15 protein-coding genes and 1 pseudogene (1 of these 16 running past the window's edge) are annotated in these 12,500 nt (G+C 42.3%); 5 read left to right on the forward strand and 11 right to left on the reverse strand.

Annotation, left to right across the window (positions count from 1 at the left end; translation table 11 throughout):
• A pseudogene (locus tag LEP1GSC060_RS20505) lies at window positions 1-122 on the forward strand (DUF1564 domain-containing protein); the annotation flags it as partial.
• A gap of 509 nt (window positions 123-631) precedes the next feature.
• Here the strand turns inward: LEP1GSC060_RS20505 and LEP1GSC060_RS20965 are convergent.
• Entirely contained in the window at window positions 632-913 is a 282-nt protein-coding gene (locus LEP1GSC060_RS20965; RefSeq protein WP_051061403.1) for an IS110 family transposase, read from the reverse strand.
• A gap of 375 nt (window positions 914-1,288) precedes the next feature.
• Here LEP1GSC060_RS20965 and LEP1GSC060_RS05205 point away from each other — a divergent pair, with 375 nt between their 5' ends.
• The 4 genes from LEP1GSC060_RS05205 to LEP1GSC060_RS05220 are packed head-to-tail and all read left to right on the forward strand — an operon-like array spanning window position 1,289 to window position 4,004.
• The gene (locus LEP1GSC060_RS05205; protein WP_002997771.1) at window positions 1,289-2,407 is read left to right on the forward strand and encodes a KamA family radical SAM protein; all 1,119 of its coding nucleotides are present in this window, start codon (window positions 1,289-1,291) and stop codon (window positions 2,405-2,407) included.
• Window positions 2,391-2,975, forward strand: a complete 585-nt coding sequence (locus LEP1GSC060_RS05210; protein ID WP_036095426.1) for a hypothetical protein — start codon at window positions 2,391-2,393, stop codon at window positions 2,973-2,975. The genes LEP1GSC060_RS05205 and LEP1GSC060_RS05210 overlap by 17 nt, the downstream gene beginning before the upstream one ends.
• Window positions 2,976-3,029: 54 nt before the next feature.
• The gene (locus LEP1GSC060_RS05215) at window positions 3,030-3,236 is read left to right on the forward strand and encodes a hypothetical protein (protein ID WP_002997653.1); all 207 of its coding nucleotides are present in this window, start codon (window positions 3,030-3,032) and stop codon (window positions 3,234-3,236) included.
• A 12-nt stretch (window positions 3,237-3,248) separates the two neighbouring features.
• Window positions 3,249-4,004, forward strand: a complete 756-nt coding sequence (locus LEP1GSC060_RS05220) for a hypothetical protein (RefSeq protein WP_002997731.1) — start codon at window positions 3,249-3,251, stop codon at window positions 4,002-4,004.
• Window positions 4,005-4,466: 462 nt separating this feature from the next.
• Here the strand turns inward: LEP1GSC060_RS05220 and LEP1GSC060_RS05230 are convergent, their stop codons facing one another.
• The 10 genes from LEP1GSC060_RS05230 to speE form a co-directional block, all read right to left on the reverse strand.
• A complete protein-coding gene (locus tag LEP1GSC060_RS05230) occupies window positions 4,467-5,498 on the reverse strand; it encodes an SAM-dependent methyltransferase (protein WP_002997800.1) in 1,032 nt (343 codons plus the stop codon).
• A 114-nt stretch (window positions 5,499-5,612) separates the two neighbouring features.
• Window positions 5,613-6,404 carry a DUF1295 domain-containing protein gene (locus tag LEP1GSC060_RS05235; RefSeq protein WP_002997660.1) on the reverse strand — a complete coding sequence of 264 codons (792 nt, stop codon included), beginning with the start codon at window positions 6,402-6,404 and terminating at the stop codon, window positions 5,613-5,615.
• Window positions 6,405-6,422: 18 nt separating this feature from the next.
• Complete coding sequence (locus LEP1GSC060_RS05240) at window positions 6,423-6,944, reverse strand: DUF2062 domain-containing protein (protein WP_002997637.1); 522 nt, start codon at window positions 6,942-6,944, stop codon at window positions 6,423-6,425.
• A gap of 46 nt (window positions 6,945-6,990) precedes the next feature.
• Entirely contained in the window at window positions 6,991-8,289 is a 1,299-nt protein-coding gene (locus tag LEP1GSC060_RS05245; RefSeq protein WP_002997644.1) for an SAM-dependent methyltransferase, read from the reverse strand.
• The gene (locus tag LEP1GSC060_RS05250; protein ID WP_080634512.1) at window positions 8,273-9,049 is read right to left on the reverse strand and encodes a DUF1365 domain-containing protein; all 777 of its coding nucleotides are present in this window, start codon (window positions 9,047-9,049) and stop codon (window positions 8,273-8,275) included. Before LEP1GSC060_RS05250 ends, LEP1GSC060_RS05245 begins: the two co-directional genes overlap by 17 nt.
• On the reverse strand, window positions 9,046-10,404 hold the full coding sequence (locus LEP1GSC060_RS05255; RefSeq protein WP_002997787.1) for an NAD(P)/FAD-dependent oxidoreductase: 1,359 nt from the start codon (window positions 10,402-10,404) through the stop codon (window positions 9,046-9,048). Before LEP1GSC060_RS05255 ends, LEP1GSC060_RS05250 begins: the two co-directional genes overlap by 4 nt.
• Before the next feature lie 138 nt (window positions 10,405-10,542).
• A complete protein-coding gene (locus tag LEP1GSC060_RS05260) occupies window positions 10,543-11,001 on the reverse strand; it encodes a YqaA family protein (RefSeq protein ID WP_002997736.1) in 459 nt (152 codons plus the stop codon).
• Between the two features lie 105 nt (window positions 11,002-11,106).
• Window positions 11,107-11,553 (reverse strand): hypothetical protein, encoded by a 447-nt coding sequence (locus LEP1GSC060_RS05265; protein WP_036095446.1) that lies wholly within the window; start codon window positions 11,551-11,553, stop codon window positions 11,107-11,109.
• A 98-nt stretch (window positions 11,554-11,651) separates the two neighbouring features.
• Window positions 11,652-12,467, reverse strand: coding sequence for an orotidine-5'-phosphate decarboxylase (gene pyrF, locus LEP1GSC060_RS05270; RefSeq protein WP_002997790.1), 816 nt, complete (start codon window positions 12,465-12,467; stop codon window positions 11,652-11,654).
• A gap of 25 nt (window positions 12,468-12,492) precedes the next feature.
• Window positions 12,493-12,500: the 3' portion of a polyamine aminopropyltransferase gene (gene speE / locus LEP1GSC060_RS05275; protein ID WP_002997741.1), read on the reverse strand. The gene runs 835 nt beyond the window's last position; the window shows 8 of its 843 coding nt (coding positions 836-843); the start codon falls outside the window, past its right edge; it ends in the stop codon at window positions 12,493-12,495.

The following is a 12,500-nucleotide window of genomic DNA, read 5'->3' on the forward strand; positions in this document are numbered from 1 at the left end:
GTATGTCTTACAGTTATATTCTCCACCTCGACCTGGTAGACAACCAAGTGACCCGCAAACTACGCTGCCGACCCTTATCCCATTTTTACGCATTGGATTACAGAGACTGGTTCCCGACATAAAAAACGCCAGCAAGGAACTTTGCGAACAAACTTCGATTTCCGCGCTCAAGATGGCGATTTGATTTCGTAAGTCTTCAAATCACGAGATTACAAGTGTCATTTTTCATTCCGACGGCGGCCGCCAGTATCATTCCAAAGCGTTCCCTCGCGAGCGATTCGCCCAAGATTTCAACCGTCGAACTCACGTTAATTACGTCTCGAGAATTCTTTAACCCATTTCTGCAATACTTCACAAGTTCATCAGGATCTCTTTCCCCATTTATGATGGCTCGAACAATAGCCATTCCCGATTCTCCGGTTATATCGTTAATAACGTTATGTAATAATAGATTCACATGAGTTAGAGCCGGTCTCAAAACTTTGATAGAACTTGAGATAAGCTGGAATTGAGAAACAATCTACCAGTTTTGAGACCGGCTCTTAGTGACTTCTGAATGTGTTGAATAGGAGACGACGCATAACGCACTAAGCCGTCTCTCTGTCGTAGATTTCTAACCATTGACAATCAGTTACATCCGACTTTCTGCCTCGGACGTTTTCACATGTCTCGGATTGACAAGATATACTTGAAATCCATTCTCTTCCAATATTTGATACGATGGGATCCAATATACTCCCGTTGATTCGATGGCTACCGTTTCAATTTTACATTCTTTTAACCAGCTCGTACGTGCGTGTAAATCCGATGTAAAGGTTTGAAAGAATCTTACCGGCTTATCGAATCGATCCGACGGTACTGCTACGTAATGTTCTCCGGATCCTATGTCTATTCCAGCCGCATTCTGAGTCACTAACGGTAGTTTAACGGTAGTTCCGTTTTAGATGAGTTTGATTTTGTCTTCATTCAAGTTTATCTCAACTTTTATAATTTTGATTCATCCCTACCCGAAATTTTGATGCCTTTAATTCTCCTAAACAGGATGACTCTTTTGTGTCTCACCTAATATGCTTTCTGCAATATCTCGGAACCAGAGGGTAAAATACTCCAAGGTCTATGTGGTCTTTGACTGCAGGGATCCATCTTTGCATACTCTTTTTTACCCCGCTTCATTTACGTTTTGCCTGTGAAACCGGCGTGAGACTATTCACTAATCCCTAATCTAGTTGACGCGCCCAAACGACGATCGGAGGATTTTAGAAGAACCAGATTCCGGAGTCAATCCTTCATGCCTCATTCCCGCTTCGATCACACTCGCTTTCCAAACGATTTGGAATCTTCCCCAAAATGGTCGAATTGGAAATGGCAGATTCAAAATCGAATCAAAACCCAAGCGCAGTTGTCTGAACAACTCGAACTGACGGAAGAAGAAAAACTTTCCTTTGATGCCTGTTCGACATTTTTTGAATTTTCCGTAACACCTTATTACTTAAATCTCGCGGACAAAAAAAATCCGAATTGTCCGATCCGACTTCAGATCATTCCTCGTCGGGAAGAGTTGGTTCGAAACGATTTTGAAAGAGAGGACCCTCTCGCGGAAGAAACTCACATGCCGGTCAAAGGAGTCACTCATCGATATCCCGATCGAGCGATTTGGTATCTGTCGCACGTATGCGCGGTTTATTGCAGATTCTGTACTCGCAAAAGAAAAGTCAGCAAATCCTCTCACACACCCGGAAAGGAAGAATGGGATCAGGCTTTGGTTTACTTTCGATCCCATCCGGAAATCAAAGAGGTGATTCTTTCCGGAGGCGATCCGCTCAATCTTTCGGATGAAAAACTGGATTATCTCTTAAGAGAATTAAAATCCATTCCGCATATCAATCAGGTTCGGATTCATTCCCGATATCCGGTGACACTTCCGATGAGAATCGATTCTTCATTGTGCGCCGTTCTCAAAAAACATTTTCCGATTTATCTGGTCACTCATTTCAATCATCCGAAAGAGATCACTCCTCTCGTTCGGGAAAGAATTTCTTTTCTGATCCGAAAAGGAAACGCAATGGTTTTAAACCAAAGTGTACTTTTAAAGGGAATCAACGATTCCGCCGAAACGTTAAAGGAACTTTTTTACGGTCTTACCGCAATCGGAATCAAACCCTACTATCTGCATCAGTGCGACGAGGTTTGGGGAAGCGGAGGTTTCCGAGTCGAAATGGAAAGAGGTATGGAAATCATGAAACAGATTCGAGGAAAAATCTCCGGCTTATCGGTTCCGCTTTACGTGGTGGATCTGACCGGAGGCGGAGGTAAGGTTCCTCTTCCGACTTCGTATCTGGCGGAAAAAACGGATCATTCTTATATCTTTCGAAACTATCAGGACGAACTCTATGAAATCGGTTATTAAGCGACATCGACTTTACGACACTTACCGCAAGAACTGCGTCGCGTTTTTAAGACGGCTCGTTTTGTTACTTCTGACGTTCGTATTTTTAACCGTTTCCAATTGCAAAACTACGGAAAGCGGTAAGAGCGCTTCAATCGTAACTCCCAGATATCTCAGGCTGAACTACGACGTGGTTTATGAAACATCCGAAGGGGTAACCCTCCACGAATCCGGGAAATTATTTGCGAGGGGATTGTTTTACGATTTTACGATCCAATCCTCGGCAAACCAATTCGAAAGAATCAAGGCTTCCTCTTATACGGAAGACAATCAGGTCGATTTCAAACACATCCTGACCGACGAGGAATTGAATTCGCTTGAGAACAAACAATATCAATATTTTTCCATGCCGAACGACTCAAGGGCCAGCGTTTTAACCGGAATCCATAACGGACGCTGTTATGTTCGATGGGTATGGCAGAAAGAATCCTTCATTTTCGTCTTTGAAACGGACGTTAAAAACGATTCCGGAGCGAACCTTGGAAAAGAATTTCATGAAAATATCCGTAAAGGACTCAGAATTTTTTAGTATTCTTGACCGATTCCGTACAGATCCGTATCCTATCCTTTGCAAGGATCAGGTATGTGGTTGAAACTGGGAGATACTGAAATCATCAACCTGGATTATATATCCACGATCAAGAAAATTCCGGCTTCCAATTCGATTGAGATCATCTACAACGATCTCAATCATATCAAATCCCTACCGTTCCGAAATGCGGAAGAAAGAGATAGAGCGTACGACGCGATTCTCGAAAATCTTTCGAGAATGAAATTATTTTTTGAATAAGGGAGTGGGAAGATGGAGTCGATCAAACAAAATCTGCAAACCGTATTTTCCCTAAAACCATTTGAGATCCTTTTTTACGGATCCAGACAAAGGGGAGATTTTCGGGATTCGTCCGATTTTAATTTTTTTCTTTTAGCGGACCCGAGCGATCAGTTAAAGAGCGCTTTTTTGAGAGAAATCAATGCGATTTTCAGTCCCTTGGAGGAAATCGCTCCCGTTCAACTCGTTACCGCGGACACGGATTCTTTTTTAGCGAGACTTCGCGTTTTCGAACCTTCCGCGGCTCATATCTGCGAGTTCGGAGAAACTTTTTACGGAAAAGAATCCTTTCCTTTTTTAACGGGAGAATGGGCCAAACTCAAAGGTCTGACTATCGATCCCCTTGCAGCCGGAAAACACCTGAAAAAAAGATATCGTTTTTACAAAAGTATCTCTCCTAAAAACACCAAAGAAGAGATCATGAGAATGGAAAGACTCGTGGCTCTTTATCTTCAGAGTTGGATCTTTCGTGAAATCGAAGACCTCGGTTGGATTGAGATCGTTCACGCGGATATTCCCTCAAGATTGATCGCAATGGTGCGCGGACTCTATCGCAAAGAAGCGACGGAAAACACTTTGGAAGTTTTGAATCTATATGAGGAAATTCTAAAGTTAAAAACGGAAATTCGTAATCATCAAAATCCTTTTTCTGCGGAAAAGTTTCAGAACCTCAAGGATACGATCCGTTTCGAAGAGAAAGAAATCAAGGTTCTCAAATTGAATTACTAAGAAAGAGTCCTGGAAGGGATCGACTTTACTTTTACCGACCGGCTCTTTTCTACGATATCCTTTTTTACAAATGAGTAAAATCCCGTCGGAACTACGAGGGGGCCTCCGTTAAAGCCGCGCGCCCCACCTAAATTTTGGGCGGACGGGAAGAAACTCAATTTCGCTCCCTATGAGTCGCGAAATAGGTGGTGGAAAAATTCCGGAAATTTTCCTCTATCAGAAAATCATACTTTTGGCAAGTAAAAACTTCCTCGTAGGAACCTCCTACAAAAATACACTCCGGCTGCGTTTTGATTCAAAACGGCAGCGTAAATCCGTTTCCGGTTTTTTGAGGAAGGACACCTCGTAACGAGTTCTCACGACGTCGGAAGATCGGCGATTCATCGGAAAATCGGTTTTGAGCGGGTCGCTCTTTCAGGGTTGCACTTCGTGTTCGATGCGGAACCCCGCTATCCGTTCCGCCTAACGTTTTGAAAAAAGATAATGGGACACGATCCATTCTTCTCCGTTTCGATATTTCCAGAGTTCGGCGCAGGCCATAAAAAAGACCTTCCAATAGACGAACCACTTCACCGCTTGCTCGGACCCGTAGGTCGCAGAAAGAATTTTCATAACCTCGTCTTTGTTACGAACCATTCCCTCCAACCAGGCTTCGGAGGTTTTCGCATAATGTTTTCCGTTTACGACCCATTGATTTTGAATCTGAAAGTCTTTCTGAAAATACAAAAACAAATCGTGGGAAGGCATTTGCCCGCCGGTGAAAAAATACTTCGACATCCAATCCGTATCGTCCACAACTTCAAACGCATAAGCAAATTTATGATGAGTAAAGATATGCACAAAGAAAAGTCCCTTCGGTTTTAAAAATCCGGAAAACTTTTCGAATAGGATTTCATAATTCTTCATGTGTTCCAGCATTTCCACCGAGACAAGGCGATCGAATTTTTTTGCGATCCTAAACTCATTCATATCCGCAGTTAAAATCGTAAGATTTTTAAGTCCTCTTTTTTTAGCTTCTCCATCGATGAACTTTTTTTGACTCTTAGAATTGGAAACGCCCGTAATCGAAGACTTAGGAAACTTCTCCGCCATATAAAGAGATAAGGATCCCCAGCCGCATCCGAGATCCAGGACACTCATCCCGTTTTCGATTTGCGCTCTTTCGCAAGTAATTTCGAGCATTCTCCTTTCCGATTCGTCAAAAGAAGTATTCTTTGTTTCCCAATAACCCGAACTGTATTTCATGTGTTTTCCCATCACAAGTTTAAAAAATTCGGAAGGAACTTCGTAGTGTTGCTCGTTCGCCGCACTCGTATGAATCGCAATAGGAAATTTTTTTAACGAGTTCACGTATTCCATCAGATGTTTCTGATTCTTTTCAAGCGAGCCCTTGTCTTCGTCTTTCAATCGTTTTTTTAGCAGTTGTCGGATCCGAATTCGAATCAGGAAGTCCGGGAAAATATCTTTTTCCATCAGATCGTAAAGCAATTTCATAAAATGATATTCTTATTTAGTGTATTTTAATTTTAAAATGTTTTAAAATTCTTAATTTACTTCTACGGCAAAAAAGAACCAAAACCCGGATCTTAAACCCTACAGATCTCGGATTCAGGATTTCGGAAACCAAGGGAAGAACGCATTCGTTCTCCTGCTATATTCCTTATACAATTCGCCCTTGGACTTCAACTGCCCTGCTTCGTTCAAAGGAACTCCCGTAACCTTTGTAAGAAGAATGAACATGACGATCGGCGAAATCAGACCGATCCATCCGTAAGGAGAACCGAGCGCGAACAAACCGAAAGCGATCCAGATCAACGATTCGAAAAAATAGTTCGGATGTCTCGAATATCTCCACAAACCCACGTCGCAGACTTTTCCCTTGTTATCCGGATTCTTCTTAAATTCGTTGAGTTGAAAATCAGCCCAAGCCTCGCCTAACACCGAAACGATAAAAAGCACAATCCCGAATATTTCAAAAAAATTCGTATTCGGATTATCGTTGATGTTCGGAAATACAAAAGGAATACTCAAGAACACCGCAAGAATCCCTTGAAACTGAAAGATGTTAGTAAAAAACTTTCGATCTACTTGGTCTCCGTATTCGGCACGAAATGCCGTATAACGCGGATCCTCGTGTCCTGAAAAAACCCGAGTTACAAGAATAAAAAACGAAAGCCTCCATCCCCAAAACGCCACAATCGCGGTGATCTGTGCGGTTCTCAAAGGAAATCCGTCGCCTAACCAATAGTAGACGATTGCCGCTGTGGAAATACAAAGTCCCCAACCGACGTCCACGATTGCGTAGTTGTTAGCGCGTTTTCCGAACCACCAAAGAACCGTCATCAAAACAAACACAATCGCCCAAGCGGCTGATACGAGGGTTAAAATTTGCAAGAGCATAATTTAATACTTCCTGATTTATCTTTCTTTCTTGTTCGAATCGAACAACTTTCCGGACCTTCTCACAAAAGGTAAAAAAACAAAATAGAGAAGAATCGAAATCGCCGGCACCCAAACAAGCCAACCGAGCACTGCAAAACCGGCGACATCGAAGATTCCCTTGGCGATTTCCGAAACATTATCTACCGAAATATTTTCAGCCCATGTAAGATTCAAAGGTATCCCCAAAACATCGGAGCCTGTTTTTAAAAACGGAAAGATCAAAAGGATCTGCAAGGGATATACGAGATAATTCGCCAATTGAATCGTAACCGGATTCAACCTAAGAATCACCCCCAGCACCCCGCAAATCGTCATCGTAGTTCCGATCAGAGGAAACACTCCGATCCCCGCGCCTACGATAATACTCAAGGTTATTTTCTCCGGTGTGATTCCGGATTTGAGTTCCCTCTTGATAATTTCAAAAACATTCTTAGGCGCAAAATGTCTTAGAAAATGAAAAACCGATTTTTTGGGTTGGTGAGAATGTGTTTCTTTCACGATATTCTCACCATTCCCTTTTAATTCTCTCGTTGAAATCTATTTTTCAAAGAGTGAGATTATTCGGTCTTGTATAAACTACTTGAACCACGCTGATATTTTTCATCGAGAACGCGGCCGCACAGTATGAAAAGTAATATCTCCATTTCCGAATAAAGGATTCGTTAAATCCCATATCCCGGATAAAAGCGATATTAGAATCGAATCCTTTCAGCCAAGTCATCAAAGTGTGGTCGTATTTGATCCCGATATCTTCCAGCGAATAGAGATGAAAGTCTCCGCTTCTGTTAACCGCTTGATTGATTCTCGCAATGGATGGAAGAAGCGAACCCGGAAAGATATGTTTCTGTATAAAATCCACACCTTTGCGGAAGGATTCATATCGTGCATCGGGGCTCGTGATGATCTGGTGCACCATAAGCGCGTCCTTTTTTAAAACACGGTTGCACATCGCGAAAAAATCCTCGAGATATTCGTGTCCAACCGCTTCCAACATTTCGACCGTTACAAGTTTATCATACGATCCTTGTACCTTTCGATAATCTTCCTTTCTCACCTCAATTCGATCGGACAATCCTTCCGTTTTAATCTTTTCTGTCGCATAACGATATTGTTCTTCGGAAATGGTATACGTTGTCACCTTACAGCCGTAATTCTTCGCGGCATACGTGGAAAACCCCGCCCATCCGGTTCCAATCTCCAGCAGGTGATCCGTGGGCTTGAGTCTAAGTTTTTTACAAAGAATTTCCAACTTTGCAAGTTGGGCTTGTTCCAGCGTTTCTTCCATCGTTTGAAAGTAAGCGCAGGAATAAGTCATGGTCGGATCTAAGAATTTATTATAGAAGTCGTTGCCGAGGTCGTAGTGTTCGACAATGTTCTTCTTACTTCCCCGAATTGAATTTTTTCGAAATAGATGCAGAAGCCTACTCCCTATGTTCGTAAAACTCAAATGTGTAAATTTGTTTTTACTTCCGCTTACGGACGGGGAATTTTCCAAATTGTAGATGAACCAGGATATAACGGCTCTGATATTATCCGTATCCCAATCTCCGTCGATATAGGACTCCGAAAAACCGAGATCTCCGTTCAACACCGTCTTTTTAAAAAAGATCGAGTTGTGAATGTGAATGATTCCCTTATGAAACTCGGGAGGATCGCCGCTCTCCGGATTTCCCAGATACGCTTTTTCTCCGTTCGGTAACACCAAACGGATCGAACCTTTTTGCATCGGGGACAAGGCCCTAAAAAAAAGATTTTTATAAAATCCGAACGAGTTGGATTCGGCGGTCGTAATTGTCATTTCCGAATCCTGAAATTTTACGTTGGACTCAGTGGTGCTTTCCAAGATGGACTCCTTTTTGCAAATCTATATTTTCTTCTTTTTTAATATAAGGCAAACCCTTGAGATATAATCTCAGCGCCTGCCAGTGGATCAAAACAATTACTTTGACTGTCACAAGCGGATAACGGAAAAACATTCTTAATAAATTCGCATCAGATAATTCTAATTTACTTCCGGTGTAGGTCGTCACCATCACCGTCTTTTCGTCTTCAAGAGCGTCGATGCGGATGTTGAGAGTTTCAAGCGAAGGTTTTAAAGTAAATTCGAATTCCGATTTCAAGCCCATAAAGGGAGAGACGTAGAAAAATTTTCCGGTCCTTAAGCGGAAGGCCCCGTCTTTCCAAGTTTCCTTTCCCAGAAAAAAAGGTTTTTGTTCCCCGAATGTATTGCCCACTTCGGCGACGGCGCAGAGAGGTTCTGCATTCTCCCCGTAGAAATAGTAAAACGATACCGGATTGAAAACATAACCCAGAACCCTCACGTTCGTGATCAAGATGGCTTTCTGAATTTTTTCGGTAACTCCGTTTTGTTTCAAATATTCTAATATACTCTCCTTCACTCCGTTTTGGCCGAAGTTTAAATGATCCGCTCCGGAAAACCGAAAGAACGATCGACGATCCACACCGAAGAGACGAAGTTTTTTATCGAGCGTCTGTAATTCGTCCAAATCCAAAGCAAACGTAAATATCCCGTAGCGGAAGCGGTTTTTACGAGGATATCTGCGGTCGTGCAGAACCTTTGCCTGAAAAATGCAGGAGTTCAATCCCAGACCTTTTTGCCCAGGACGGTTTCGCTCAATTCTCTCGCGGACCAAAATGCGTCCTCGTGAAACCCGTTTCTAAAGTAGCTTCCGCAAAAAAACACATTCCCCTCCCGATTGAGATCGTGCAGCCTCCGTTGCGCCTTCAGAGATCCTACACTGAACAACGGATGATCATATTCAATTTCCTGAATGATTTTTTTTCTATCGAGAGTTCCCGGATCGTTGATGGAAACGTAATAATTCTTCTTTTTAGAGACGCCCTGTAGAGAATTCATCCAATAAACGGTAAACGGCCTGATCTGTCCGTTTTTCTCCTCGATACGATAATTCCACGAAGACCAAGAGAGTTTTGTCTTCGGCATGGAGACATCGTCCGTGTGGAGAGTTGCAATATTCTTCTGGTATTTGAATTCTTTTAGAAGTTCCTTTTGAAGCGACGTAGGGTTTTTCAAAAGTTTGAGAGACGTATCCGCGTGTGTTGCAAGAATCACTTTATCGAAAACTTTCGACTTTCCGATTTTTAATGTGACCCGAACCTTATTTCCTACATTTTCAACGGAACGCACTTCCGCATTCAGTTGAAAGCGATCCTTTATCGGAGCCGTTAGACGTTTTACGTATTCCCGAGATCCGCCGTGGACCGTATACCACTGATGTTGCGTATCCAATCCCATAAAACCGTGGTTCAGAAAAAAACGAACCAACCCAAAAACCGGAAATTGAAGCATTAGATCGTCCGGAGTGGACCAGACCGCGGAACTCATAGGAATCAGATAATAATCCAAAAGGTCGCGATGATACCCTTCTTTGACGATATATTCGTCCAACGTATAATCCATATACTTTGAGTTTTCTAAAATTTTCGGAGCTTCTTTATTGAAACGATTGATGTTATATAAAAGTCTCAGAAATTTTAAGTTAAAAAAATTCTTTCTCTGTGCAAAGAGTCCGTTGATACCGGAACCACAAAACTCCAATCCTTCAGGAACGTGTTGTACGCTGAAAGACATCGAAGACTTTTCGGTCGGAACGTTCAATTCTTCAAAGAGTCGTTTGAGATTCGGATACGTAACGTGATTGAATACGATAAATCCGGTATCGATCGGAATCTTAGTTCCGTCTTCGTCCACATCCACCGTATTCGTATGTCCGCCGATATAAGATCCTTTTTCAAAGATCGTAAGATCGTATTCTTTTTGTAAGAAATGGGCGCAACCCATCCCTGCAATTCCGGTCCCGATGATCGCTAAGGATTCTTTCCTGTTTTTTGTCCTGGTCTGGGCAGAAATTTTTTTCCCAGAAATTTTCTTTTTAGAAACCGAGTCTTCGGTTTTCTTTTTCACATTCTTTTTCAAGAACTACCCGTCCTTTTTTTGTGTATAATAGACAGGAAGAATACGATTCGATGCGAAAAAAACTTTCCAAAAAAAATTACAATTTTGTTTCACTCGTAATCTACAAAAATACAAGCGCTCTTTCTTTGCGACCTTGGATCAAACGTTCACAAAGGTATATGCAAGAATAATGTAACGAGCGATACGTAGAGTGAACACGATACTCGCGAATACCCACAATCTTTGTCTGAAAAAACCGGAAAGAACCGTGATCGGATCGCCTACAATCGGCAAAAAGGAAAACAACAAAATCGGCCAACCGATCGTTTGTATTTTTCGATATAACTTTTGAAACATCGGAGAAGAATCCAATTTTTTGTGAACAAACGTCTCCGAGCCGTAACCTAGAAGATAGTTAAACAAACAAGCGGCGCAATTCCCAAAAGACGCCCAAACAACCGCCTCGTAAGGAGCAAGTCCCGAAAAAATCGCAAGCGCAAGAGCCGCTTCCGAGCTAAAAGGAAGAATCGTCGCGGCGGCAAAAGATACGATCGCAAGACCGAGGCCCCCGTATGCCGGAACGAGCTTTGATAAAATTTCCCAAAAACTTGAATCCATCTATTTCCCATTTCCTAAAGAGTCGAAACCTGGCACATTTTATCAGAATGGACATTCTTCCGCGAAACGTCATTGTTATTCTTTCTGAATCGATTTAGAGCCGTTTTACTCCACCTGGGGATCCGGAATTTGTATTTCCCGAATGAATTTTTTATACCGAAGCGGAATTGTATAGTTTCGAATGTATCTCTGGCAGTATGTTCCCGAATGCGAACTGTATTCTACGAGTTTATATTCCAAGGAACCTGAGAACAACGGCCTAAACGCAGATTCTAAAATTTCAATTCTTACTTGAGCTCGTTTTTTAGAAGATTTTTCAACATCAATGATTTGAATTTTTTCATTCCGAAGTTGAGACAGAAGTAAATTTAGATGATTCCCTTTGTCGGAAACATTCAAATCAAGAATCAAACTTTGTCGATCCATCGGCGGACATTTCAATCTTTCTTTATCCACGTCTTCGGCAAAGATGGGCGCACTCGGATAATAGAATGAGCAAAAACAACAGCCCAAAAGAAAAAGAATCGTTTTACTTTGTTGTTGGATGTCCAAGATTCCCGCCTCAAAATCGAATTCATCAAAGAATGATACCGTCGATTCTCTTGAATCCAACTTTTTGATTTTAGAATTTTAAAAATCTTTAAAGTAGATTACAGGCCGGCAAAGGCGGCTTGCATTCTCTTATGAATTTTTTCCGCTTCCTGACCGGCGCGCATCGCAAAGTCCAAACCGTTCGAAGCGAAATGAATTCCTCTCGAAGAATTGATCAACGAATCACGGCCGCAAACCGGCAAAAGATCGTCGAGTTTTGCCCCCTGCGCTCCGAAACCGGGAATCAAAAAAATCCGATCGGGGTTTTGTTTACGCAGAGTTTCCAACTCGGACGGATTGGTCGCTCCTACTACAAAACCCAAGTTCAAAGGAGAAATCGAGTTCGCGACGTACACAACTTCTTCGTAGAGAGTACGACCCGTCTGCGAAAACCGTTTCTTTTGAAACTGCGCCGAATCCGGATTGGACGTAAGACAAAGCCAGAATATTAGATGATCTTGATATTCTAAAAAAGGACGAATCGAGTCAAGACCCATATACGGAGAAAGAGTCAGACTATCCACTTGAAGATCTCCGAAATAATAACGCGCGTATTGTCTCGCGGTATTGTCCAAATCTCCGCGTTTAACGTCCGCAACGATCGGAATCTGAGGATAATTGCTTTTGAGATGACCGATTACTTTTTCAAACTGACGGATTCCGGAAGAACCGAACGTTTCAAAAAAAGCGATATTCGGTTTGTATGCGACCGCATAAGGCGCGGTTGCGTCGATGATCTCGCGGCAGAAATGAACGAGGGGCTCCGGACTTCGTTTAACAATTTCAGGAAGTTTGCCGTAGTCGGGATCAAGCCCGATACAAAGGAGAGATTGTAGAGATTGGCTCCGGGTCAGGAATTTACTTTGAAAATTCAAAAGCCCCTCCCCGATATAAATGATTTTACTTAC

Origin of the sequence: Leptospira weilii serovar Ranarum str. ICFT (assembly GCF_000332415.1) — a bacterium.
Taxonomy (GTDB): domain Bacteria; phylum Spirochaetota; class Leptospiria; order Leptospirales; family Leptospiraceae; genus Leptospira; species Leptospira weilii_A.